Genomic DNA, 26,640 nt, shown 5'->3' on the forward strand with positions numbered 1-26,640 from the left:
GAGCAGTTTAAATCTAGAAATCTGCAGACAACAGCGGCCGGAAGTCCAAACATTCTCCGCAGTCACAGCGTAAGCCCCTTGATCATATTCTTGGCTCAGCACATATAAAGGGAGGTCTATTAACGATGAGTAAACAGCAGATTGGTGTGGTCGGCTTGGCCGTTATGGGCAAGAATCTGGCCTTGAATATGGAGAGCAAAGGGTTCTCGGTGGCCCTGTACAACCGTTCCCGGGAGAAAACGGATGAGCTGCTTGCAGAAGCAGCAGGTAAAAACTTCGCCGGTGCTTACAGCATCGAAGAGTTTGTCGAATCACTGGAGACGCCGCGCAAAATCATGATCATGGTCAAGGCCGGCAAACCGACAGATGATACGATTCAGCAACTGGTGCCGCATTTGTCTCCAGGGGATATCCTGATTGACGGCGGGAATGCTTTTTTCCCGGATACGCAAAGACGGAATAAGGAGCTGCAGGCCCAAGGCTTCCGGTTTATCGGCGCAGGGGTATCCGGCGGTGAAGAAGGAGCGCTGAAGGGACCGGCGATTATGCCGGGCGGACAAAAGGATGCCTACGAGCTGGTGGAGCCGATCCTGACAGCCATTTCCGCCAAAGTGGACGGAGATCCTTGTTCAACCTACATCGGGGAAGACGGCGCAGGACACTATGTCAAAATGGTGCATAACGGCATCGAATACGGCGATATGCAGCTTATTGGCGAAGCGTATCAGCTGCTGAAGGATGTATTGGGCCTGGACACCCATGAGTTACATGAGATTTTCTCAGAGTGGAACCGCGGGGAGCTAAACAGCTATCTCATCGAGATCACAGCCGACATTTTCGCCAAGGCTGACCCGGATACAGGCAAGCCGATGGTCGATGTCATCCTGGATTCCGCCGGACAAAAGGGAACAGGCAAATGGACAAGTCAAAATGCCCTCGATTTGGGCGTTCCGTTGTCTATCATTACTGAATCCGTCTTTGCACGGTTCATCTCGGCGATGAAGGAAGAACGCGTGGCTGCAAGCAAACGTCTGAAGGGCCCTGAGGTCAAGGGTTATGACGGCGATGCCAAGGAATTCATCGAAGCGGTCCGCAAAGCACTGTATGCCAGCAAAATCGCTTCCTACGCCCAGGGCTTTGCCCAGATGAGAGTGGCTTCGGACGAATATAACTGGAACCTGAGCTATGGCAGTATTGCGATGATCTTCCGTGGAGGCTGCATCATCCGTGCAGGCTTCCTCCAGAATATCAAGGACGCCTATGACCGCGACCCTGAGCTGAAAAACCTTTTCCTGGATGAGTATTTCAGCGGCGTTGTTCACAACTACCAGGAAGCCTGGAGAGATGTGGTTGCGATTGCCGTTAAAAGAGGGATTCCGGTTCCGGCCTTTGCCTCCGGCCTGGCCTATTATGACAGCTACCGTTCGGAACGTCTCCCGGCTAACCTGCTGCAGGCCCAAAGAGATTATTTCGGAGCCCATACCTTTGAACGGCTGGATCAGCCGGGGAGCTTCCATTTTCAATGGATGGACAGCAAATAATTATCATATAGATTTAACTATGAAGTCCGGGCGAAGTTGCCCGGACTTTTTGTATAAGCACTCCCCAGTTCAACTGGAGGTTCAGGAAAGCTTATAGCTATAAGGAAGAAAATGAAAAACGCTCTCGAAAAAATCGAGAACGTCGGTTGGTTAGCCAGTGGACTTTCGGTGATAATGAGATTTAACTACCGCCGATACCATGTGACATGGTTTGGATCAACGCTTGAGTACTATCTGCTACGATTCCGATGTTTCCTGCAGGAAAAATAATTACAGCGACCAAACTACATAAAACTAGAAGCTTGATGAATTTTCTTGGCATTTGAATTCCGCACCTCTCTGATCAGAAGTTTGTATCTATCCATTTCTTCTTCTCTTGCTGCATACCGATATTGTTCAAACAGATCGACACAAGTGATTGCTATACTCTCATTATTAATCTTAGCAGATGATTCCAAACTTTGTAGTACGAAGGTAATTCCTTCATTTCGCTTATTATGTAAGTAATAGGCGGCCAGTTCAGCAAGAAATCTGGCGTGTTTGTCTGCCATAATCTGCTGATTGTATTCACCAAATTCCGATCTGTAGGATCGGTAAGGGATGTAGGCAGAGAAGCGCTCCAGAATGTGATCTACATTCCAATCGTACCGGTTAGCTGATTTGATAATATGGTACACCGCCGTAAATATCTCGTCCGGTTGTGTTGAGATATATTCCACATAGTCAGCTAGTACTTCCAGTTGTCCGTCCAGCACGCGATACAAATAGATGTTTGCCGTACCCCACTCCCGGAACTGGGCTAATGTCCGTTGCACTTCTTCATGATCTTCCTGTATCCAGCTTCCGTCCATATAGAGTGGCACGCGCTCTATCGCAGACTTATAGTCCCCATATTCCATGCAAATACTTGAGAGAAAGAGATAGGCGTTTAGAATATATAGGTATAGCGGTCTTTGAGGCATTTTTCCGTTGTCTTGTTTACGATTCGACTGGCGCTGTAGATTATAACGGAGTGTAGCCAGTCGGAGCATCTTCTGTGCGAGTTCCTCCACTTTAGGCCACTGCTGCAAGGAATAATAGACATTCAGCAGGTCTATTATTCCATCTAATTGATCAGCCTCATCCAGGCGATCTATGTAACACTCAAAGAGGATTGCCTCCCGCGAATTAATGCTCTGATCGTCACCCAGGGCAATTTTAAATAGGCGGTATTGACATAACGCCAGCCGCTCCGAATTCTGATATTTCTCACTGGCACTCACATTCTTATATAGCAGCGCTGCGGCTTGCCAGTGCCCCTGCTGATACAGCCCCTTTTGTTTGGGGAGGTGGCCTAAGCTTGCTTACTTATCCTCTCTGGCCCTGATCCCTAACCTTTTTTTTCAAAGTTGACATGTTCAAGAAACATGAAATTTCAGTTGCACTATCTTCTCACTTGCAACATTTGAATTAGTACTGTATAGTTCTAGTTATGACAAAGGGAAAAACTATGAATCAAAAACGTGTGATTGAAGTAGCGGCAACATTATTTTTAGAAAAAGGATTTGCTTATACAAGTATGGATGAATTAGTGCGTGTAAGCAAAGTATCAAAATCTAATGTGTATTATCACTTTTCTGATAAGGAAGAATTGTTAGCAGGGGTCGTTGATTATTGGATTGAAACGTATCAGCGTGCAATGGATCAAATACTTTCTCAGAACCAATTATCAGTTGAAGATCGTGTCCAGATGTTTTTAAAGCAGTTATCGCAGGGAGTTCAGTCAAGAGAGTATAAGGGTGGTTGTCCATTTATTACTCTTTATATTCAAAGTCCGGCACAAGCTACACACATAAAAGAAAAAATAGGTCTCTTTTTTACAGGATTACAAATGAAAGTCTCTTTATTACTAAAACAAGGAGTAGAAAAAGGAGAGTTTAGAAATACGATTCATATTGACGAGGTAGCGGCACTTTTTATAACGAATCTTGAAGGAGCGCTGTTTCTTTCAGAAATATTGAAGGATGCAACTGTTATCACGAAAACAGCCAACCAATTTTTCAACTTGCTTCGATAAGAGAAGCATTTTTTTTACACAAAATTAGTACTACGCAGTACTAAAAAGGAGAGCGGATGATGTGAGGACAATATTTTTAACAGGTGGAACAGGCTTTATTGGGAGGCAATTAGTGGAGGAGCTTCTTAAAGAGGATGTTATGATTTTTCTTTTAGTGAGGTCGAAAAGTAAAGCAACACGTGCTTTTCAAGAAAAAGGTATTTTAAACGAGGCAGCCATGCACTTTATTGAAGGTGATTTGACAAAAACAGATTTAGGTTTAAGTGATGAAGATAAGGGTAGGGTATTGAACACGGATGTTATTATTCACGCAGGTGGACAAATGGATATTCAAGCGACAAAGCAAGAGGCAACATCTGTATTTTTAAACGGTGCCAAGCATATCAGTGAATTCGCTAAAAGTATCCATCAATTGAAGGGTTTGCAGCAATTTATTCATGTAGTTGGATATATGACCCCCTTTGATGATAAGAATAGCAAGGTTGCGATTGATGTGTTTAAAGAGGGTCACGACTATTTGAAAATAAAAAATCCTTATGAAAGAACAAAATTTTTAGCAGATCTTTATATTCGACAGCAGGCATCCGCAATAGGCTATCCGCTTTCTGTGATTAATCCACCAACTGTAGTCGGCAGCAGTAAAACAGGGAGTACGGAGCAATTAGCAGGCTTAGGCTTGCTTGTGGCGAGTATGCGAAGAGGGCTGATGCCATTTATTCCTGGAGGCAAGGGGTATAAATTACCTCTTATTTCAAACGATGAGCTAGCGAAGTTTATTGTTCAGGTTTTTAAGCTGGAGCAATCGTCTATTCAAACATATACACTTGTTCAAGACAAACAGCTTGATCCGGATCTATCTGAATTATTAGGCGTTATGTCAGAAAGTATGAATATGGCAGCACCTAAAATCTCTGTGCCCATTCGCTTCGTGAAGGCACTTATGAAAAGTGGGATAAGTAAAATAACACAAATTCCATCTGATGGACTGAACTTTATTACAAATAGAAAGTTTTCAAATGATTTATCGAAAAAAGTCATGGGAGAAGATTGGTTTAATAAGACGGGGGTTATGAATTTTTTTCCAGTCGTAGTAGCGGATTTGGATTATCGCTTGATGAATCAAAATGACCTGCATAATCATGCATTTGAACGAACCTTAATCGGAAACACTGTGATTTATCAAATACAAGGAGAGGGTAAGCCATTTATTTTATTACACGGTTTGTTGAGTGATGGAGAGGATTTATTTCCTTTAGGGTTAGAGCTTCATGAAAAAACTGGTCAACCCGTATGGATTCCAGATCTTCCTGGTTTAGGACGTTCCCCTTTTAAACGAGAGAAAAATCTTCTAGATCTCTATTTGAATTTAGTGAAAGAGTTATTGGGAAAAGCTGCTGATGGTGCACATTGGATCGGCCATTCCTTCGGAGCAATTATTCTGCTGGAAGCATTAGTGCGAGAGTACATAAATATGAAGAATACTATTACTTTACTTCAGCCCCCTGTTGCGAAAAGAAATTCTAAATCGTTTAATGTTCCTCAATTTATGAACAAATGGGCATTGAAGTTAGCAACTGCTAATTCAATAGAACGTTATTTAATTGGTTATGGTCTGTTTGAAAATACGGAGAGCATTCCGAAACATTATATTGCAAAAGTAAGCAGTAGCTTTACTTCGCCTAGAATTTTAAATACAACTCTTCAGCTAAATCGTTTTCTATCGAAAGACTATCAAGGCGATTTCACCAAAGTACCAAGGTATAAGCTTCATGTTATTTGGGGAGATCATGATAGAAGCTATTCTGCTCCATTACATCTTGGTGAGATTGATGTTGTTCCATATGGTCATCATTTTCCTCTTAGCCATCCGAGGGAAACGGCTTCCTATATACTATGAAATTAATATGATATTTCCAAAATAGACCGGTCGGCATTTAAATTAGAGGAGTTGTCTAGTATGCTCATTTCAGTTCAACATATCCGGCACGCTACATCAATTCTAACCATAAACGGTAAACGTATACTGATTGATCCGATGTTGAGTGATGTGGGCGAACTTTCACCTGTGCCTTTAACTCGAAATTATCGTAAAAAGTAAATTGAGCCGAAATCAGCTTGCCAAGTTTCTGAAGGAACAACATCTGGAGGGCTCCGTTTGGGTTCCTGAAGACGGCGAGGTCGTTTCTTTTTGACTCTCCTTTCCTTTTTAGCGTATACTCCGCGAGGTGAAAAGGTCAGCGATATGTATAAGGGTAAAGATCCTGTAGATGTAATTCTAAAGATTAAGACGGAAGAAATGCAAAAATCCACAATCTCATGCGGTTATGGATTTACATGGTGGAGTCGAACGTTCCTGCATCCCTTTCCAGTAGGCCAATTCGTTTTTTGTTATGTTAGAACTTATAGGGTTTCGGGGTTATTTTAGCAATCCATAAGAAATGAAAGTCAGCCTTTGTTCTATAATGAAGGGGAGCGTCTTAAGATTTGGGTCATGGGGAACGCTAGAAGCTAAGGCTAGAAGCCAAGGAGGCAAGTCAATGAACACATTTCTGCTTGTATTCCGTATGGATATCACCACTCCAGAAGCGCAGCCGACGCCGGTGCAAATGCAAGCTTACATGGAGCAGTGGGGAGAATGGATTAGCAGTCTTGCTGCACAGGATAGACTTGCAGCAGGCGGGAATCATCTATCCGCCGAAGGCAGAGTTCTGCGGCCCCATGGCATAACAACGGATGGACCCTACACCGAGCATAAAGAATCCATGGCCGGGTATATCCTGGTTAACGCAGAGGATATGGAGGAAGCGGTTCAGCTTGCGAAGGACTGTCCGATTCTGCTCGGTGAGGGGACCAGTGTCGAAGTGAGACCTGTTGCCGGAATGTAGAACAGCAGAACGTTCTAACTGCACAACAACATTTAGGAGGGATCTGTAATGCCGAAAATTGTCACGAATCTATGGTTCGATACGGAAGCGGAAGAAGCGGCGAAATACTATACCTCGATTTTTAAAAATTCCAGAATCTTGAATACCTCTTATTATGGAGAAGGCGGCAGACGTCCTGCCGGATTGGTGATGACAGTGACGTTTGTACTGGACGGACAGGTCTACACTGCACTCAACGGTGGCCCGGAGTTCAAATTTACGGAAGCGATCTCGCTGATGGTGAACTGTGAAGGGCAGGAGGAGGTCGACGAGCTGTGGGACAAGCTGTCCGAAGGCGGCTCAGAAGGGCCGTGCGGTTGGCTGAAAGACAGATACGGTTTGTCCTGGCAGATTTTTCCGATCGAAGCGGGGAGATTGCTGAGTGATCCGGATCCTGTCAAAGCACAAAGAGTCATGCAGGCCATGCTCCAGATGAGCAAGCTAGACATTGCCGCGTTAGAACGGGCTCGTGAGGGCAGCGGAGAACAGCTCTAAGGAATGGACAACTGGAATAGAAGTGTACAAAGGGCTGGCCCGTAATGATATGCTCCCCATATAGTAGACAGGTGAAATAATAAAAACCTGTTACTGTATGGGGAGCATTTTTATGGAACGAAAGAAGTTTACAGCATTCGCCGAGGAACTTCACATCGAAGCTATTCCACGTAGCTATAAACAATGCTGCTCCATGTGCAAGTCCGACCAAAACGTCATTCGTAAGGTGAATAATGGAAAACCCGGACGGTCAGGCATTTGCCGGTATTCGCGAAAAAAGCCTTTCTTCACGTGCCTTCCATTCGCTTGTTCTGCACAAATTGTGAAGTATAGCACTAACATCACTTTCATTCTCGGACACCTCGGAAATCCATTCATTCCATACTTTTTGCTCTATTTTAAAGGAAGATACTCCGTAATAGGTATAGTGAATTTATCCGGCTTGATCTATCTTGTTAACAGCATGAAGAGATATGGGGGGGAAGGGCTAGATCATCTTGTGGGAATCAAGCCACCCGTTGAATGGGTGATACTGTGACTAACTTCAGTGGAGGTAATTATGACTAATAGTTTAAGGCGAAAAGCAAGAATTCTCAGTTCGCAAGTAAACGTAGTAAAGAAGGTTTTTATCCTCGTATTGGTTCTTGTATTTGGAACGAACACGTTAATGATTGCAAGTGCTAATACTCCCGTAAACGGAAGTACAGATTTCAATTCAGTTAGTGGACCGGTCATCGTATCTGGATCGTCTACTGGTCCAGGACTAATGGCTATTGATATTAATGGATATGATTTTCTGCTCAAGTCAAGCAGCGCAACAAATTGCTACATTGGTGCACAAGACCTAACAGGTCAAACCAATCTTATAAGCGGAGTGACCAATGATGGAACTCCATTATCCTATATGGAAGTGTCTTCAAACAGCGGACAAATATTTGATCTCCAGTTCGTAGATATTGCAATGTCTGGTGTAAGTGCGGGAACAAGTGGAACTATTCAACTCATAGGATATGTAAATGGCTTAGCCGTTCCTGGAGCAGTCATGTCTCTAACTGTAACCGATGCATATCTTGGAGGACAACTTGTTACTTTTAATGTATCTTCCAATACTAAATTTGTAGGTATTGATAAATTTCGTATCCAGACCGATGGATCTTATCAAGTTACCGGGGCTTTTGGAATCGACAATATCAATGCAGTTAATTTCAGAAACACAAACACAGCACCTGCTTTTATTGGTGCAACAACCAGTTTTATCGTAAATCAAGATTCAAGTGCAACCGATATCAAAGGTCTGCTTCATGTAAGCGATACTGATCCCAGTCAGGTAGAGACATGGTCACAAAGTACGCCTCCAAATCATGGGACACTCAATTTCTTAAGCGCAACAGCAGCCAGTGGCAGTACTGATATTGCACCAGGAGGAACCATTACCTACACACCTAACAGCGGATATGCAGGGACTGACAGTTTTGCTATTCGAGTTAGTGACGGTACGTCAACTGCGACAAGGACAATTACGGTTACAGTGAATGCCAATCCGACCTTCACCGTAACGTACAACGGAAACGGCAACACCGGCGGTACGATTCCGGCCGACAGCAACAGCTATCAGCAGGGGCACACAGTGACGGTGCTAGGGAACAGCGGAACGCTGGTGAAGACGGGCTATACGTTCGCTGGCTGGAACACCGCCGCTAACGGAAGCGGCACCAACTACGCGGCGAATGCCACCTTCAGCATGGGAACGGCGAATGCCACCCTCTATGCAAAGTGGACGGCCAATCCGACCTTCTCCATAACGTATAACGGAAACGGCAGCACTGGCGGTACGGTTCCGACCGACAGCAGCAGCTATCCGCAGGGGCACACCGTGACGGTGCTGGGGAACAGCGGAACGCTGGTGAAGACAGGTTATACGTTCGCAGGCTGGAACACTGCCGCTAACGGAAGCGGCACCGACTATACAGCGAATTCCACCTTCAGCATGGGCACGGCGAATGCCACTCTTTATGCGAAGTGGACGGCCAATCCGACCTACACCGTAACGTATAACGGAAACGGCAGCACTGGCGGTACGGTTCCGACCGACAACAACAGCTATCCGCAGGGCAACATTGTGACGGTGCTAGGGAACACTGGAACCCTGGTGAAGACAGGGTATACGTTCGCAGGCTGGAACACCGCCGCTAACGGAAGCGGCACCGACTATGCAGCGAATTCCACCTTCAGCATGGGCACGGCGAATGCCACTCTTTATGCGAAGTGGACAGCCAATCCGACCTACACCGTAACGTATAACGGAAACGGCAACACCGGCGGTGCAGTTCCGACCGACAGCAACAGCTATCCGCAGGGCAACACCGTGACAGTACTAGGGAACAGCGGAACTCTGGTGAAGTCGGGCTATACGTTCGCAGGCTGGAACACCGCCGCTAACGGAAGCGGCACCGACTATGCGACGAATGCCACCTTTAGCATGGGATCGGCGAATGCCACCCTCTATGCGAAGTGGACGGCCAATCCGACCTACACCGTAACGTATCACGGAAACGGCAGCACTGGCGGTACGGTTCCGGCCGACAGCAACAGCTATCAGCAGGGGCACACAGTGACGGTGCTGGGAAACAGCGGAACGCTGGTGAAGACGGGCTATACGTTCGCAGGCTGGAACACCGCCGCTAACGGAAGCGGCACCGACTACGCAGCGAATGCCACCTTCAGTATGGGATCGGCGAATGCCACACTCTATGCGAAGTGGACAGCCAATCCGACCTACACCGTAACGTATAACGGAAACGGCAACACCGGCGGTACGGTTCCGATCGACAGCAACAGCTATCAGCAGGGGAGCGCAGTGACGGTGCTAGGGAACACTGGAACGCTGGTGAAGACAGGCTATACATTCGCAGGTTGGAACACTGCCGCTAACGGAAGCGGCACCGACTATGCAGCGAATGCCACCTTCAGCATGGGTGCGGCCAATGCCACACTCTATGCGAAGTGGACAGCCAATCCGACCTTCTCCATAACGTATAACGGAAACGGCAACACCGGCGGTACGGTTCCGGCCGACAGCAACAGCTATCAGCAGGGGCACACGGTGACGGTGCTGGGGAACACTGGAACGCTGGTGAAGACAGGCTATACGTTCGCAGGATGGAACACGAAGGCGGACGGAAGCGGCACCGACTACGCGGCGAATGCCACCTTCAGCATGGGATCGGCGAATGCCACCCTCTATGCGAAGTGGACAGCCAATCCGACCTTCACCGTAACGTATAACGGAAACGGCAACACCAGCGGTACGGTTCCGGCCGACAGCAACAGCTATCAGCAGGGGAACACGGTGACGGTGCTGGGGAACACCGGAGCGCTGGTGAAGACGGGCTATACGTTCGCAGGCTGGAACACAAAGGCGGACGGAAGTGGCACCGACTACGCGGTGAATACCACCTTCAGCATGGGATCGTCGAATGCCACCCTCTATGCGAAGTGGACAGCCAATCTGACCTTCACCGTAACGTATAACGGAAACGGCAGCACTGGCGGTACGGTTCCGACCGACAGCAGCAGCTATCCGCAGGGGCACACCGTGACGGTGCTGGGGAACAGCGGAACGCTGGTGAAGACGGGCTATACGTTCGCAGGCTGGAACACGAAGGCGGACGGAAGCGGCACCGACTACGCGTCGAATGCCACCTTCAGCATGGGCACGGCGAATGCCACCCTCTATGCGAAGTGGACAGCCAATCCGACCTTCACCGTAACGTATAACGGAAACGGCAACACCGGCGGTACGGTTCCGACTGACAGCAACAGCTATCCGCAGGGGAACACGGTGACGGTGCTGGGGAACACTGGAACGCTGGTGAAGACGGGCTATACGTTCGCAGGTTGGAACACTGCCGCTAACGGTAGCGGCACCGACTACGCGGCGAATGCCACTTTCAGCATGGGATCGGCCAGTGCTACCCTCTATGCGAAGTGGACGGCCAATCCGACCTTCACCGTAACGTATAACGGAAACGGCAGCACCGGCGGTACGGTTCCGACCGACAGCAGCAGCTATCCGCAGGGGAACACGGTGACGGTGCTGGGGAACACCGGAACGCTTGTGAAGACGGGCTATACGTTCGCAGGCTGGAACACGAAGGCGGACGGAAGTGGTACGGATTACAAGGTTAGCGGCAGTTTCGCAATGGGTGCGGCCAACGTTACCCTCTATGCGAAGTGGACGTCATCAAATGCGCAGTTGTCCAGCTTGTCAGTGGATCAGGGGACATTGACACCAGCATTTGCAGCAGCAACTCTGAAATATAACGTGAATGATGTAGCTAATTCCGTTTCAAGCTTCAATCTTTCTTTTACCACAGCGCATTCCCATGCGACGTTTACCGTTTCGGGAGCCGTTTACAGTTCCGTAACCGGCAATATGTATACGTATAGAGCCAACAACTTACAGGTGGGCGCGAACCTGATTCAGATTAGCGTAATGGCCCCAGACGGGACTGGCAATACTTATATGGTAACTGTGAATCGGGAAGATGTATCCAGGCAACCATCACAGGGTGGTCCGCCGGCGGATAGTATAACGCCAACAGTGACACCTGGACCTACGAAACCAGCGGTTGATGTATTCAATAGCGGCATTATTAATGTAATAAACTTAGTTAATGCTTTCGAGTCCAAGGTAGAGGAAGCTAAGAAATCTAATGTTAAGGTTGAACTTGCTGATACGAAAGGGCACTGGGCCGAAAAAACTATCGATACTTTCGTAAAGCTCCATGTGATTGAAGGTTACAACGATGGTACGTTCAAGCCAGATGGTGAGATCACGCGCGCTGAATTTGCAGTGATTCTGAGTCGGGTATTCGATATCAAAAGCGGCAACAATACTGGTGTTGCATTTAAGGACGTTGGCAATCACTGGGCGAAAGGCGCAATCGAGAAGCTTGCAGAGGCAGGGGTTATCAGCGGCTACGAGGATGTTACGTTCAAGCCAGATAAAACAATCACCCGCGAGGAAATGGTTGTCCTTTTGTCCCGCATCTTAAACCTTAACAACGTATCGAAGGACACCACCAAAGGCAATTTCAATGACCTGAGGGGTTCCTATGCAGCAAACGAGATCAAAGCTGAAGCACAAGCTGGTATCATAAACGGCAAAGCAGATGGGAAATTTGATGCTAAGAGCAACGCCACACGCGCAGAAGCTCTACAGATCATCCTGAATGCGCTGAAGCTCAACCCGCAATTGAAGACGCTGTTGGATTCACTTAACTAATGCCGGTTCTCTGAGAAAAAGGGACAAGTGTAATTTGGGGCTGTTGATAAAAGGGGCTGTCCCAAAAGTGGTTTTTCTTGGCGGAAGGCAGTTCTCTTCATTCTTAAAACCACAAAAAGTGAGCAGAGCAGCGATTCTCCTGTTATTGAGGGATCGCTGCTCTGTTTTTTTTGGTCATGGGTGGCTTGCTTTAACAGATTATGGGCAAGCCTGTCTCTGGTATCGTTGTCGTTCCCCGCTTAAACAGCGGAGAGGACGGACTGATTGTGGAAAAGTGGCAGCGGTCGCCTTTGTTTCCGGATTTTTTGACCCGGCTACTGCCGACACCGTAAGCACCTAAGGTTTATAGTGCGTGCGGCCTTGGCTTTGGACGATTGGGACAGCTTGCGAGAAATGGAGCAAACGCGAGCAAATCATCGGCCGCTTAAGGGCGAAACCAAAGAATGCGCCTTCATTCGCGGAGGGAAGGCGTTTTTGGCTTCTTTTGTCATCCGGGGCGTTTTACAATAAATGGCCACAGGCGTAAGATTCAAATCAACAACCGAATGTAAATTAACTGTTCTCATATGGCTGAATTCCGTAATTGGGAACGGGGGAACCAATGATATATGGGGTGAATCCTTGCCGCGTGCTGAATAGGCGCTATGGCAGGGTAGGGCAATCTCGCTGCCCGAATCCGTCAGCTAACCCCGTAAGCCTCGAAGAGAGAGGATGAGCGCCATGATCGATTAACCGACCACGGAGAGCCCTGCCGCTTCTGTGGTCTTTTTGCTGCGTGTGCAGGAAGGAAAAGCAGTCTGTACAAGGGACTAAAAATCTCATAACAACGATAATTAGATAGGTTAAGCGTTGTTTTAAATGCCCTATTTAAAATGCCCTATTTAAAATGCTTCAAAGGGGGGATTCTTATCGTTACTGTATTTATTGTGTGCTTCTGGGTTGGACTAATACTCCTCCTCAGCGGCGGATTTCATGGGCATGGCCTGGCGGGTCATCTGCATGCGGGCGGCGGCGATGCTGGTGGTCCGGGCTTTGTGCCCATACTCCCTCTGATGGTGTTTGTCACAGTCTGGGGCGGTACAGGTTACGTGCTTTCCCGGTTCAGCGAAATGAGGATGCTCGCAGTGGTGCTGATTTGTACCGTGCTCGCTCTACTTCTGGGATGTGTGATGTATGCGGTGCTGGCCCGGGTGATGACCCGGTATGACAGCAGCATGAATGAAAGGGATTATGAGCAGGTAGGGCAGCTCGGGTACATCAGTATACCTGCAGCAGATGGAGCGGTCGGGGAAATGAAATATGTACTGCACGGAACCATGCGCTCCATTGGAGTAAGAGCAGAATCCGGCCAACTGCTCTCCAAAGGCGACAGGGTGATTATTTTGAAGGTGGATAAAGGAATGGCGGTAGTCACCCTCTTCGAGAGGGAAATCGGACAATTATAAATCACGGGGGAGAGTCGAACATAATGGTTATTCTTTATTTAATCTCGGCAATTGTTGTTGTTATCCTGCTGGCTTTGTTCAGTATCGTGAACGCTTATAAAAAGGTTCCGCCCAATCAGGCGATGATCGTCTACGGCCTTGGCGGAAAAAGAGTGGTCCAGGGCGGCGGGACATTCGTCATCCCCGGCTTCCAGAACAATAAGACCATCTCCATGATGCTGATGAGCTTCGACGTCATCCCGGCGCAGGCGATGTTCTCTAAGCAAGGCATCAAGCTCAACCTGGAGGCGGTGGCTCAGATTAAGATAAAAAGCGATCCTACTGCTATTCTGACTGCCAGTGAGCAGTTTATCGACCGGCCGGAAGAAGACCGCGAGACGATTATCCTGCATTCGGTGGAAGGCCATTTGCGCGGCTTAATCGGACAATTAACGGTGGAATCCATTCTAAAGACTCCTGACGAAATCAACAGCAAGATGCGGGAGACCTGCTCGGAAGACCTCGACAAGATGGGGCTTGAGGTAGTCAGCTTCACCATTAAGAAAATTACGGACGACAAAGGGTATATCGACAATATGGGGGTTCCGGAAATTGAGCGCATCCGCCGGGATGCCAGCATCGCCAAGGCGGAAGCGGAACGCGACATTCAGATCAAGCAAGCCGAGGCGGAGAAAGAATCCTCCATTGCCAAAGCTAATGCGCATCAAGCCACCATTGAAGCGGGAACTGCCGCCCGCGCCAAGGAATCTCAGTTCGAGAAGGAATTGAATATTAAGCAGGCGGACTTTAAGCTGGAGACCGAAGTGAAGAAAGCGCAGGCGGATCTTGCGTACGAATTGCAGCAGAACAAAATCAAACAGTCGCTGGTTACCGAGCAGGTCAAGATCACGCAGATGGAAGCGGAGGCAAACCGGACCGTCCGGGAAATCGAAGTTGAGCTGAGACAGAAGGAGCTGGAGGCAACGGTGATCAAGCCTGCTGAGGCGGAGAACCAGGCTACGATTATGAGAGCGGAAGCCGCCAAGCAGCGGCAGATTCTTGAGGCGGAAGCAGAGGCGGCCACCATGACCAAACGGGGGCTGGCAACAGCGGAAGCAGAGCTGGCGAAGGGGAGAGCTAACGCAGAAATTGTTCAATTGGCCGGAGCGGCGGAAGCAGGGGCGCTGGAGAAGAAAGCCGAAGCGTACAAACAGTTCACGCAAGCCGCGCTTACAGTAGAATTCCTGAAAGTGCTGCCGGAGCTGGCTGAAAAAATCGCTTCCCCGCTCGCCAAGGTTGATAAGATTACAGTGATTTCACAGGATGGAGCTTCATCCGGGGTGAATAAAATCACAGGTGATATCGCTAAAATCATGGCCCAGGTTCCTGAACTGACTCAGTCGCTTACCGGCATGAATTTTACAGAGGCGCTCAGCGGGCTGCTTGGCCGGAATAAAGAGCAGTAATTCTATAGCGTTATACCATACTATAATACTTCCTACTCGTAAAACAGCGGGGGTGTCCCACTTAGGGGACATCCCTTATTTTGCTGCTCCCGAGAGCGTTACCACTCCACAATGTACTATCTCTTCTATGACAGTTATACTAAAACTACTATGTGATTTAGGATGAATAATTGGTGAATAAAGGGAGGATACATGATGATTAGAGCCACACAAGACAATGAATATGTTGAATTGACGAGTCCCACTCAGCTCCCCAAAGCTTCAGGGTTTCTATGGAACGAGAAGATGATGATTCACGTCAATTGCCGCGGGTATGCGGTCGCGCAGTTTATGCAGCCTGAGCCTGCCAAGTATTCCTATGCGCCGAATTTGGAAGCGAAGACCTTCATGCAGCCGGAGCAGCCCTACTATGCCCATCATCCCGGCCGGTTTCTCTATGTGAAGGATGAAGAGACGGGTGAGATTTTCTCGGCACCGTATGAGCCGGTTCGTGTTCTGCCGGACCACTACACATTTGCTGTAGGGAAGCACAATATTGTCTGGAAGCTTGAGCATCTCGGCATTGCTGTGGAAATGACGCTCAGCCTGCCCAAAGACGAGGCCATGGAGCTATGGCGGGTGAAGGTGAAGAATCTCTCGGACCGGAAGCGGAAGCTCAGCATCTATCCTTATTTTACGGTGGGCTACATGTCGTGGATGAATCAGTCGGCGGAGTATCATGAAGAGTTGCAGGGGATGGTCTGTTCTGCGATTACCCCATATCAGAAATATCAGGACTATGCGAAGATCAAGCAGCTGAAGGACAAAACCTTCCTCCTTGCTGATCAGCCGCCGCGCGCCTGGGAAGCCAGCCAGGAAGCTTTTGAAGGTGAAGGTGGGATTGGCATGCCATCGGCCGTTCAGCAGGAGGAGCTCTCCAAAGGGGATGCCCGCTATGAGATGCCGCTGTGTGTCCTGCAATACAGTCTGGAGCTTGCGCCTGGTGAAGACAAGCTCTACCGCTTTATTTTTGGTCCGGCCAAAACGGAAGAAGAGATCGCGCAGATCCGCCAGCAGTATTTCCTGAATGCGGCTTCCGGCGGTGAGGATGGCTTTGCTGCGGCGGAGCGGGAATATGCGGGATATATACAGGAGGGCAAAGGCTGCATCGAGATTAAGACGCCTGATCCTGAACTGGACAACTTTGTGAATCACTGGCTGCCCCGGCAAATGTATTATCATGGCCAGACCAACCGCCTGACGACAGACCCGCAGACCCGAAACTATCTCCAGGACAATATGGGAATGAGCTATATCAAGCCACAGATGGCAAGAAATGCGTTTCTCACGGCGTTAAGCCAGCAAAATGCAAGCGGTGCCATGCCGGACGGAATCATTCTGCATGAAGCGGCTGAGCTGAAGTACATCAATCAGGTTCCACATATGGATCACTGTGTCTGGCTGCCCATTTGTCTGAGCACCTATCTGGATGAAACGAATGATTACACCATTCTAGAGGAAGAGGTTGCTTTTGCGGGCGGGGAAGAGACGGCTACCGTATATGAACATATCAACCGGGCGATGTTCTGGCTGATGGAGGCAACGGATGAGCGCGGTTTGAACTATATCGACCAGGGCGACTGGTGTGATCCGATGAACATGGTGGGCTACAAAGGCAAAGGCGTCTCCGGCTGGCTGACCATGGCTTCTGCTTATGCCTTCATGATCTGGGCGGACATCTGCGCTACAAGCGGACGGCCGGAGATGAGCAGGAAACTCGCTGCGGCGGCGGATGAGGCAAATGTGGTCATTAATCAATATCTATGGGACGGCAACTGGTATGCCCGGGGAATCACCGATGATAATGTGGTATTCGGCATCAGTAAGGATACGGAGGGGCGGATTTTCATTAACCCTCAAGGCTGGGCTCTGCTGTGCGGGGCTGCGGATGCCTCGAAGCAGGAGAAGCTGATGCGTGCGGTCAAGGAGCAGCTGGAAACCCCTTATGGTCTGGAAAAGCTCGCGCCATCCTACACTGCCATGCGTGAGGATGTGGGCAGAGTCACGCAGAAGCATCCGGGAACCGCCGAGAACGGGGCGGTGTATAACCATGCAGCAGCCTTTTATATCTATGCGCTTTACGCTGTGGGTGAACCGGATGATGCCTACCGCCTGCTGCGTAAAATGATCCCCGGACCAGACCCTGAGGATCTGGTCAGACGCGGCCAATTGCCTGTGTTCATCCCCAACTATTATCGCGGGGCCTACAGACAGTTTCCGCGTACCGCCGGACGTTCCAGCCATTTGTTCAATACAGGGACGGTGCCATGGGTATACCGCTGCCTGATTGACGGTCTGTTTGGAGTGCAGGGGAATGAGGCGGGGATCCGCATCCATCCGCAGCTTCCTGCACACTGGGAAGAGGCGTCGGTCAAACGGAGCTTTAGAGGGGCTGAGCTGCATGTTGCGATGAAACGGGAGGCGGGTGTGACTGCTGTAGAAGTGTATGTGAACGGCAACCGCATCGAAGATGGCATAATCAAGGATATGGAAGCTGGCAGGGAATACGACATTTTGGTGAAGCTGCCACCTCAATAAACCGATATAATAGGGAGCCATAGAAAAACTCCATGAAGGGAATTACCTAAGCTTGAGAACGACCATTACAGCTTTCTTTTCCAGAGCCATACCCTTTTTTCTCATTGCGGCAGCCTACTTTTTGTCTACCCGTACGAATGCCATGTCTGATTCACAGCTGGCGGTGGCGAGTCTTTCTCCGTATGTTATGTTTGGCGTGGGGGCCATATTATCCTGGAAGTTTAACCGTAGCCGGGAATTCTACATTCTGATTATTCTGGCGGTTTGCCTGGCCTCCACAACCTATTTACCGGAAATCCCGGGTACGGCAGTGCGGAAGGAGGATATCTATTCTATTATTTGTCTGGTGATCCCATTGAACATTGCGCTGTTTTCTTTTTTTAGAGAACGAGGCATCATCAGTTTATGGGGCAGCCTTCGGATCGCTCTGATCCTGGCAGAGTGCCTGTTTCTGTTTTGGCAGATGAAATCAGGAGACAGCAAATGGCTCAATCTATTGAATACAGATGTTGTACCTGTAAATCTTCATGCCGTCACTCCCATACCGCAGCTGTCTGTTATTGCGTTTGTCGTCACTTTAGCTATTCTGATAGTCAGGCTAATCGTATACCGGTCCTCATCACAGGAAATTTCATTCATCAGCGTCCTGCTAGCCATGTTTTACGTGCTGGATCAGAGCGGCAGTCCGCTGCTGTATTCGATATTTTTTGCCGTTTCAGGGATGGTTCTCATTCTTTCGATCATTCAGGATTCGTATTCGATGGCTTTTTCCGATGAGCTTACCGGATTGCCCTCGCGGCGGGCGCTCAAGCAGGACATGATGAAGCTGGGCTTTAACTATACCATTGCGATGCTGGATATCGATTTCTTCAAAAAATTCAATGATACCTATGGGCATGATACCGGAGATGAAGTGCTAAAGCTGGTGGCATCCACCTTACAGGACGTTGCCGGCGGAGGGAGAGCTTTCCGCTATGGCGGGGAGGAATTCACGATTCTTTTTCCGGGTAAAAGCATCAATGATGTGCTCCCTCATCTCGAAGAGCTGCGGGACAAGATATCCAAGCGGGCCTTCACCCTACGCGCCAAAGGCAGATCCAAAAGCAAATCCAAAAAAAGATCTGCCAGCACAAAAGCCACTAAGCAAATCTACATAACTGTAAGCATCGGGGTTTCTCAGAAGAACGAGAAATACAAAACCACGGAAAGCGTGATGAAATCAGCGGACACCGCCCTATACCGCGCGAAGAAAAAAGGCAGGAATTGTGTGAGTAAATAAAGGGGGATGTGGAAATGAAAGATATCCGCTATAAAATAGACTTTGCAATGTTATGCTCGGCCTACCATCTGGGTCAACCCGTAACTGAACCGGAACAGATTTTTGGCGGTTTCCTGCATCGGATGTATCGGCTCAAGACAGATCAGGCAGAGTATGCGGTGAAGGCGTTGAATCCTCAGATCATGCAGCGCAGTACGGCTATGGATAACTACATCCTATCGGAGAAAGTCGCCAATCTTACACGTAGAAACGGAATCAACGCTCTGCCGGCAATCATCTCGAAGGGAAGCTTCTTGCATGAGGTAAACGGTCAATATTATCTGTTGTTTCCTTGGGTAGAAGGGAAGCCACTGCCTGCCGGAATGATTGATTTGGAATGCTGCAAAGTGATAGGCGGAACGCTTGCCAAGATACATGGAACGGATTTCTCAGGGCTGCTTGCTGATGATCCGGGAGAGAAACGGCAAGCCTTGGCGGCAGATTGGAAGGGATATGCCCGGCAGGCGGCCGAGCAGGATCTGGGGTGGTCCTCCCTGTTGTTAACAAACCTGGATAACCTGCAGACTTGGGAGAATCGTGCGAATGCCGCAACGGAGCTATTAATGAATCATAAGATAATCAGCCATAGGGATCTGGATCCGAAAAATGTGCTGTGGGACGAACAAATGATGCCTGTCCTCATAGACTGGGAAGCTGCCGGGCCCATCAACGGGGTGCAGGAACTGCTTGAAGTAGCGATGTATTGGGCAGTTTCGGACACGGGGGTTCCCGTCAAAGAGGCGTTCATGTCATTAATTGAAGCCTATTTATATCAAGGTGGGGCCATTCATAATCACTGGGCTGATGCGCTGGATGCCGGGTTTCAAGGGAAACTGGAGTGGCTGGTGTACAGCATTCGGCGCTCCTTAAGTCTTGATTATACAGATGAACAGGATCAGGCACTGGGAACCCAGGAGGTCATGCATACACTACGTGCACTTCTGGCCTATGCTGGGAGTATTCCTGTTGTTCTGGAATGGCTGGCGGACATCGACGCAAAATTTGGTATAAATATACGATAGAGCTAAATTAGGCTACATCATTTAAGAAAGCGAACAGCGGATAGGCGGAGAGCCTCTCATCGGCGGTTCGCTTCTTTTATATATGAAAAAATGTATATTCATAAATGAAAACATTACATAACGTTTACATTAATAATTTAATAGTTCGTGATAGAAACCTGCGGTATTTTAACTATTAATGGAATTAAAAATCTAAATAGGAAATGTAATGGATTTGTAAGGCGATCTAATACATTTAATTGAAATAACACAAGGTAAAAAACGGATAAAAAAGATATTGACGTAAGAAAATTTAACATGTAATATAAACCATAATTTATATGGAAAAGCTTACCTCTCTCAAGTGCTGTTCCTGCAGTTTATTGACCTTCGGTCTATTCCGGGGATGGCGACTGAAGGGGGAAGAGATTCCTTGTAAGGTATTGTTACATACCTTGAAGAACGATGTTTTGATTTACACAAGGGAGGTTGAACAAAGCTTTAGCAGAGAGAGTACATTGGAACCCGGTGGCATTGACGGTTTACGTTACACGGATCTAACAAAAGGAGGAGTTAATGGAATGGCGAAAAAGAGAAAATGGTGGTCTGGTTTACTGGTTCTATCTCTTGTAGGAGTTCTATTCACAGGTTGCAGTACAAATAACACCGCAACTAATTCACCGAGTGCTACAGCAGAGAGCTCTGCTCCTGCCGCAAGTGAAGCCCCCGCTGCTTCTGAACCGGCTGCAGATGGACCGGTTGATGGCGGAACGATGGTACTTAGCACATTCTCCGATATCGTAAATATTAATCCTCTCATGATTAATGACACCTCTTCAGGTGACATAGCAGAATTCGTATTTGCCAAACTTTACAATTTGGACCGCGAAGGAAATGTAAAGGCAGAACCTTGGTCTCTGGCTGCGGATGTGCCGGAAATCTCTGCAGACGGATTGACTTATACTGTGAAGCTGAAAGACGGCATCAAATGGAGCGATGGCCAGCCGGTCACTGCAGACGATGTGGTATTTACGGTTGAGATGGCGAAGAATCCGGAAACCGGATCGCCGCTCACCAGTCAATTCGACAAAGTAAAGACCGTTGAGAAAGTCGATGACAAGACCGTGAAGTTCACAATGAAGCAAGTGTATGCGCCATTCTTATACGCTTTGGTTCAGGCCGTTGTACCGGCCCATGTTCTGAAGGATGTCAAGGCGAAAGAGATGCAAACTAATCCATATGGTACAGACCCGGCCAAAACCGTAACAAACGGACCGTGGAAATGGACCTCCTGGAAACAGGGCGACAGCCATACTCTGGATGCTGATCCAAACTACTGGGGCGAGGTTAAACCTCATATTGCCCAACTGGTATACAAAATTTATGCCGACCAAAACACCGAGGTTCAGGCTCTCCTGAAGGGCGACACGGACCATATCAGTGCCATTCCGGTTACTCAGGTTGAAGCGGTCAAAGCTAACGACTCGATCCATATCATCCAAAAACCGGGTGCTCAGTATGAATATGTGCAATTTAACTTTGACTCCAAGAACTTTAAAGACAATTATGGGCTATTCAATGGACAGAAGACCAGACAGGCCATTGCGCACGCACTGAACCGTCAAGGCATGGTTGACAACATTCTGAAGGGTGTCGGCGCACTGATGAACGCACCTTTCCTGCCGGATACTTGGGCTGATCCGGGCGACGCAGCTGTCAATTATGATTACAATGCGGAAACAGCAAAGAAACTGTTGGCAGAAGATGGATGGGTTGCCGGCAAGGATAAAATTCTAACCAAAGACGGACACCGTTTTTCCTTCGAATTGCAATATAATGCGGGCAACAGCCGCCGTGAGCAGGTTGCTGCAGTCATCCAGCAGAACCTGAAGGAAGTCGGCATCGAAGTAACGCCGAAGGCTATTGACTTTGCGGCCTGGATTGACCAAAATGTAACACCGGGTAAATACCAGGCCCTGCTGTTGGCGTGGTCCCTGAACACTCCTGACCCGGATTCAGAGAGCGTCTTCTCCTCCAAATACTTCCCGCCTGCTGGACAGAACAGCGGCTGGTATAAGAATGAGAAGCTGGATAAGTTGTGGGTAGATGGATATTCAACTGTTGACCAAGCGAAGCGCAAAGAAATTTATAAAGAAGTAGCTAAAGAAATCTCTACCGACCTGCCTTACGTGTTCCTGTATCAATATGGCCAAGCCATAGGTACAGGCCCTAGAGTTCATTGGGCAGACGAAGACGCTCCAGAGCCGTCACTGGGCTATGGACAGTACTTCCATGCTCTCAAATGGTGGGTAACCAACTAAACAAACAGACACAGGAAATAGAATTACGGGGGAGGAAAGAGAATTCTCTTTCCTCTTCTCCTTTTGTCTTGAGGGGACCGTGATGCTAAGCCTTACCATCTCTAGGAGGACATTTGATGACAGAATATCTGATCCGTCGCGTACTGCAGTCGGTACTGGTAATCTTTTTGATTACTATAGTTACCTTCCTTCTTATTCATGCGGCTCCCGGAGGGCCAACCCAGATGATGTTGTCTCCGGGACTTTCACCGGAAGTATTCAAGCAGCAAGCACATAATCTGGGTCTGGATAAACCTATCTATATTCAGTATTTTCGCTGGGTCGGCGACCTGCTGCAGGGCGATCTGGGGTATACCTTTAAAAATCATCTCGCGGTATCCGATCTATTGTTGCCTCGTATCGGCAACACCTTCATTCTGATGGGAGCAGCTTGGCTGGTGTCCCTGATCATTGCGATTCCCTGGGGTATCTACAATAGCACCAAGGTATACGGATTATCTGACCAGTCCGCATCCTTCATCTCCTATATCGGCTTTGCGATGCCGACGTTCTGGTTCGGAATCCTACTACAGCAGTGGTTCTCTCTGAAGCTGGATTGGTTCCCCTTATCGGATATGCACACGCGGGGTAAAGAAGGGGACATTGGTGATTTATTCATGCACCTTGTGCTGCCGGTTACCGTTCTGGCCCTTGGTTTTCTGGTGTCTTATATGAAATATTCGAGAGCAAGCATGCTTGAAGTCCTGGATCAGGATTATATCAGAACAGCACGTGCGAAGGGTGTCAAAGAACGCAAGGTCATCTTCCACCATGCGCTGCGCAATGCACTTATTCCGATCATTACCGTTCTGGGAATGGATCTTCCTTTATTGGTGGGAGGGGCCGCATTGACCGAGAGTGTATTCAACTGGCCGGGTATGGGCCGTTTATACGTGCAAATGGCGACCCAGCGTGAATATTCAGTACTTATGGCCATAACCATCGTAACGGCGGTTATGGTTGTTCTGGGCAATCTGCTGGCGGATATTCTGTATGCGATAGTAGACCCTCGTGTCAAGCTTGGCAAGCAAGGAGGCAAGGCGGCATGAGTATAGAACAATCACAACTTCCGACTAATTCATCGAAAGTGGAACCTGGGCTGCCGGCGGTAGAGCTTAAGAGACCTCCCGGTCCTTGGGCCATCCTGTGGAAAAAGTTCTCACACAACCCATATGCTATGAGCGGGCTCTTCGTTCTGCTCTTTTTCATCATTGTGGCGATACTTGCTCCGGTTCTAACCAAATATAAGCCAGATGCCATCGACATGATGTTCCCTAACCTGAAGCCCGGAGCTGAGGGGCATCTTTTGGGGACGGACGAACTGGGCCGCGACATTCTCACCCGACTATTGTACAGTGCGAGAATTTCCCTGACTATCGGGTTTACAGTAGCCTTTGCTTCAGTAGTCGTCGGCTCGATTGTCGGCGCAATTTCGGGTTACTTTGGCGGCTGGGTGGATACGATTTTCATGCGTATAGTTGACGTGACGAACTCTGTGCCTACGCTCTTCCTTAACATTCTGGTGCTGGCCATTTTCGGTTCAGAGGTTAAGTATATGATCCTCATTCTGGCCTTAACCAGCTGGATGAGCATTGCCCGTCTGGTGCGGGGGAATTTTTTGCAGCTTAGGGAGATGCAGTATGTTGAGGCTGCCAGAGCGATTGGGGTATCAAACTGGGGGATTATTTTCCGCCACCTGCTCCGCAATGCGAGCTTCCCGATTATTGTGAATGCGACTCTGATGGTCGGCGGGGCGATTCTAAGTGAGTCTGCACTGTCCTATTTGGGGCTTGGCATTCAATCTCCGGCCACAAGCTGGGGTCTTATGCTCAGTAATGCACAGGAATTCATGCTGATAGATCCGCTGCAGGCCGTGTATCCAGGGTTGTGTATCCTGCTCGTGGTGCTGGCGGTTAACTTTATCGGCGATGGTATCCGGGATGGACTAGATCCCAGACAGCAAGTGACCAAATCCCGGAGGAGGCTGGACAAATGGCGGAAAAATTACTCGAAATCCGGAAACTGACCACCGGCTTTATTACAGAGAAGGGGATGGTAAAAGCAACCGACCAAATCTCCATTGCAGTGGATAAAGGTCAAACGGTGTGTCTGGTAGGTGAATCCGGCAGCGGTAAAAGTGTCACTTCGCTCGCAATTATGCGGCTTATCGATTATGCAGGCGGGATGATACTTGAAGGCAATATTAATTTTCACGGCAAGGATCTCGCTGCCAAGACGCAGGAGGAGATGCGGGAAATCCGTGGCAACAAGATCGCTATGATCTTTCAGGATCCGATGTCCACACTAAATCCGGTGTTCACGATAGGTGATCAGATTGCCGAAAGTCTTCAGCTTCATCAGAATAAAAATGCCAAAGAAGCTGCGGAGATGGCTGTCGACCTGCTGAAGCTGGTTGGCATTCCGGCACCGGAAATCCGGGCGAAACAGTATCCGCATGAGCTGTCCGGCGGGATGAGCCAGCGGGTGGTTATCGCTATTGCCCTCGCTTGTAATCCCGAGCTGCTGATCGCCGATGAGCCGACAACGGCCCTCGATGTTACCGTTCAGGCTCAGATTCTGGATTTGCTGCGCAAGCTTCAGGCGGAGCTTGGCATGTCCATTCTGCTGATTACCCATGACATGGGTGTTGCGGCTGAAATTGCGGACCGTATTGCTGTTATGTATGCGGGAGCGATTGTAGAAGAGGGCACGGTAGAAGAAATCTTTGATCATCCCAGCCATCCGTATACGATTGGTCTGCTGCAATCCATTCCAGGCTTTGAGGGAGGACGCGGGGGAGAGCTATATACGATAAAAGGAACGATTCCGCCCATTGGCCAGCTTCCGGCAGGCTGCCGCTTTCATCCGCGCTGTCCGCATGCGATGGAGATCTGCAGTAAGAAGGAACCACCTGATTTCATGATCACGGATGATCACCGTACGGCCTGCTGGCTGTTTCAGGATAAGCCGGTTCAAGCTGACAACAAAGATGAGGTGAGACAGGCATGACGAATGAGACGGCATTCCAACCGATGACTGACACAAACTCCACCTCTGAAGTTCTGGTGGATGTAAGGAACATCAAAAAATATTTCCCGATTACTAAAGGCCTTCTTAACCGGACCGTTGGGCAGGTGAAGGCGGTAGACGGTGTTTCCTTGTCTATCCGCAAAGGGGAAACCTTTGGACTCGTTGGTGAATCCGGATGCGGCAAGTCCACCTTTGGACGGGTATTACTTAGACTGCAAAGCGCCACTGGGGGAGAGGTCCTGTTTGGTGGCCAGGATATCCACTCTTTGAGCCATCAGGATATGCGGAAGCTGCGGGAGAAGATGCAGATTATTTTTCAGGACCCTTTCGGGTCTTTGAATCCGCGGTTTCTGGTCAAGGATATTATCGGAGAGCCGCTGCGTATTCACCGGAGCATGTCGGCCAAGGAAATCGATGCCAGAGTCGTAGAGCTGATGGAGCTGGTGGGCCTCGATGCATCGCGGAGAAACCGTTACCCGCATGAATTCTCGGGCGGACAGCGCCAGCGGATCGGGATCGCACGTGCGATTGCGCTGAATCCGCAGTTTATTGTAGCCGACGAAGCGGTATCGGCACTCGACGTTTCGGTGCAATCCCAGGTGATTAACCTGCTGATGAAGCTGCAGAAGGAGCTTGGATTGACCTTTTTGTTCATTGCGCATGGCCTAAATGTCGTCCGTCACATCTCGGATCGTGTAGGCGTCATGTATTTGGGTAAAATGGTCGAAGTCGCAGAGACCGAGGCTTTATTCGCCGCTCCGCTGCATCCATATACGGCAGCGCTGCTCTCGGCTATTCCCAAGCCGACGCCAAGACGGAAGCAAGACCGGATTGTACTGCAGGGTGATGTTCCTTCACCGGCAAATCCACCTTCAGGCTGCCGGTTTCACACCCGTTGTCCGATGGCGCAGGAGAAATGCCGCCAGCAGGAGCCGCAGCTTGAGGAATTGCTTCCCGGCCGGATGGTGGCCTGTCACTTTCCGCTAGTCACTTCGTGATACCGCGGATGCCTATGAAATCATAAATATGGCATGAAAAGAGGGGATGTTCCTGAAGCCGTCATCCGGCTGCGGAAACATCCCCACTTTGATATGCTTCATATGTAGAGTGAATTCATGCTAAGCTTAAGAGAAATGAAATCATACAGAAACGATGGTGGCT

General features: G+C 48.8%; 19 protein-coding genes and 1 riboswitch. Of the genes, 18 read left to right on the forward strand and 1 reads right to left on the reverse strand.

The window, feature by feature from the left end:
• The first annotated feature begins 125 nt into the window (after positions 1-125).
• Positions 126-1,541, forward strand: a complete 1,416-nt coding sequence (gene gndA, locus ACTJKB_RS25820; protein ID WP_440837202.1) for an NADP-dependent phosphogluconate dehydrogenase — start codon at positions 126-128, stop codon at positions 1,539-1,541.
• 284 nt (positions 1,542-1,825) lie between these two features.
• On the opposite strand, the gene ACTJKB_RS25825 is transcribed toward gndA, so the two are convergent.
• A complete protein-coding gene (locus tag ACTJKB_RS25825; protein WP_440837203.1) occupies positions 1,826-2,803 on the reverse strand; it encodes a transcriptional regulator in 978 nt (325 codons plus the stop codon).
• Between the two features lie 227 nt (positions 2,804-3,030).
• Here ACTJKB_RS25825 and ACTJKB_RS25830 point away from each other — a divergent pair, with 227 nt between their 5' ends.
• The 17 genes from ACTJKB_RS25830 to ACTJKB_RS25910 all read left to right on the forward strand — a co-directional run bounded on the left by ACTJKB_RS25830 (position 3,031) and on the right by ACTJKB_RS25910 (position 26,477).
• On the forward strand, positions 3,031-3,597 hold the full coding sequence (locus tag ACTJKB_RS25830; RefSeq protein WP_440837204.1) for a TetR/AcrR family transcriptional regulator: 567 nt from the start codon (positions 3,031-3,033) through the stop codon (positions 3,595-3,597).
• A 61-nt stretch (positions 3,598-3,658) separates the two neighbouring features.
• Positions 3,659-5,494, forward strand: a complete 1,836-nt coding sequence (locus ACTJKB_RS25835; protein WP_440837205.1) for an alpha/beta fold hydrolase — start codon at positions 3,659-3,661, stop codon at positions 5,492-5,494.
• A 640-nt stretch (positions 5,495-6,134) separates the two neighbouring features.
• Entirely contained in the window at positions 6,135-6,482 is a 348-nt protein-coding gene (locus tag ACTJKB_RS25840; RefSeq protein ID WP_440837206.1) for a YciI family protein, read from the forward strand.
• 48 nt (positions 6,483-6,530) lie between these two features.
• On the forward strand, positions 6,531-7,016 hold the full coding sequence (locus ACTJKB_RS25845; RefSeq protein ID WP_440837207.1) for a VOC family protein: 486 nt from the start codon (positions 6,531-6,533) through the stop codon (positions 7,014-7,016).
• 258 nt (positions 7,017-7,274) lie between these two features.
• Positions 7,275-7,349: a hypothetical protein gene (locus ACTJKB_RS25850; protein ID WP_440837248.1), complete on the forward strand. Its 75-nt coding sequence runs from the start codon at positions 7,275-7,277 to the stop codon at positions 7,347-7,349.
• Between the two features lie 226 nt (positions 7,350-7,575).
• A complete protein-coding gene (locus ACTJKB_RS25855; protein WP_440837208.1) occupies positions 7,576-12,303 on the forward strand; it encodes an InlB B-repeat-containing protein in 4,728 nt (1,575 codons plus the stop codon).
• 200 nt (positions 12,304-12,503) lie between these two features.
• Positions 12,504-12,635 carry a hypothetical protein gene (locus ACTJKB_RS25860; protein WP_440837209.1) on the forward strand — a complete coding sequence of 44 codons (132 nt, stop codon included), beginning with the start codon at positions 12,504-12,506 and terminating at the stop codon, positions 12,633-12,635.
• Between the two features lie 226 nt (positions 12,636-12,861).
• Positions 12,862-13,016: riboswitch (cyclic di-AMP (ydaO/yuaA leader) on the forward strand.
• 159 nt (positions 13,017-13,175) lie between these two features.
• Positions 13,176-13,748, forward strand: coding sequence for a hypothetical protein (locus ACTJKB_RS25865; protein ID WP_440837210.1), 573 nt, complete (start codon positions 13,176-13,178; stop codon positions 13,746-13,748).
• 23 nt (positions 13,749-13,771) lie between these two features.
• Entirely contained in the window at positions 13,772-15,193 is a 1,422-nt protein-coding gene (locus tag ACTJKB_RS25870; protein ID WP_440837211.1) for a flotillin family protein, read from the forward strand.
• 195 nt (positions 15,194-15,388) lie between these two features.
• Positions 15,389-17,770, forward strand: coding sequence for a GH36-type glycosyl hydrolase domain-containing protein (locus ACTJKB_RS25875; protein WP_440837212.1), 2,382 nt, complete (start codon positions 15,389-15,391; stop codon positions 17,768-17,770).
• Between the two features lie 52 nt (positions 17,771-17,822).
• Positions 17,823-19,049 carry a GGDEF domain-containing protein gene (locus tag ACTJKB_RS25880; RefSeq protein WP_440837213.1) on the forward strand — a complete coding sequence of 409 codons (1,227 nt, stop codon included), beginning with the start codon at positions 17,823-17,825 and terminating at the stop codon, positions 19,047-19,049.
• A 14-nt stretch (positions 19,050-19,063) separates the two neighbouring features.
• Positions 19,064-20,110, forward strand: a complete 1,047-nt coding sequence (locus ACTJKB_RS25885) for a phosphotransferase (RefSeq protein WP_440837214.1) — start codon at positions 19,064-19,066, stop codon at positions 20,108-20,110.
• Between the two features lie 560 nt (positions 20,111-20,670).
• Positions 20,671-22,410, forward strand: coding sequence for a peptide-binding protein (locus tag ACTJKB_RS25890; protein WP_440837215.1), 1,740 nt, complete (start codon positions 20,671-20,673; stop codon positions 22,408-22,410).
• Between the two features lie 116 nt (positions 22,411-22,526).
• A complete protein-coding gene (locus tag ACTJKB_RS25895) occupies positions 22,527-23,498 on the forward strand; it encodes an ABC transporter permease (RefSeq protein WP_440837216.1) in 972 nt (323 codons plus the stop codon).
• Complete coding sequence (locus ACTJKB_RS25900; protein ID WP_440837217.1) at positions 23,495-24,475, forward strand: ABC transporter permease; 981 nt, start codon at positions 23,495-23,497, stop codon at positions 24,473-24,475. Before ACTJKB_RS25895 ends, ACTJKB_RS25900 begins: the two co-directional genes overlap by 4 nt.
• Positions 24,442-25,458 carry an ABC transporter ATP-binding protein gene (locus ACTJKB_RS25905; RefSeq protein WP_440837218.1) on the forward strand — a complete coding sequence of 339 codons (1,017 nt, stop codon included), beginning with the start codon at positions 24,442-24,444 and terminating at the stop codon, positions 25,456-25,458. Before ACTJKB_RS25900 ends, ACTJKB_RS25905 begins: the two co-directional genes overlap by 34 nt.
• Positions 25,455-26,477 carry an ABC transporter ATP-binding protein gene (locus ACTJKB_RS25910; RefSeq protein ID WP_440837219.1) on the forward strand — a complete coding sequence of 341 codons (1,023 nt, stop codon included), beginning with the start codon at positions 25,455-25,457 and terminating at the stop codon, positions 26,475-26,477. Before ACTJKB_RS25905 ends, ACTJKB_RS25910 begins: the two co-directional genes overlap by 4 nt.
• The last annotated feature ends 163 nt before the right edge of the window (positions 26,478-26,640 follow it).

Source organism: Paenibacillus sp. 22594, from assembly GCF_052044425.1.
Taxonomy (GTDB): domain Bacteria; phylum Bacillota; class Bacilli; order Paenibacillales; family Paenibacillaceae; genus Paenibacillus_AQ.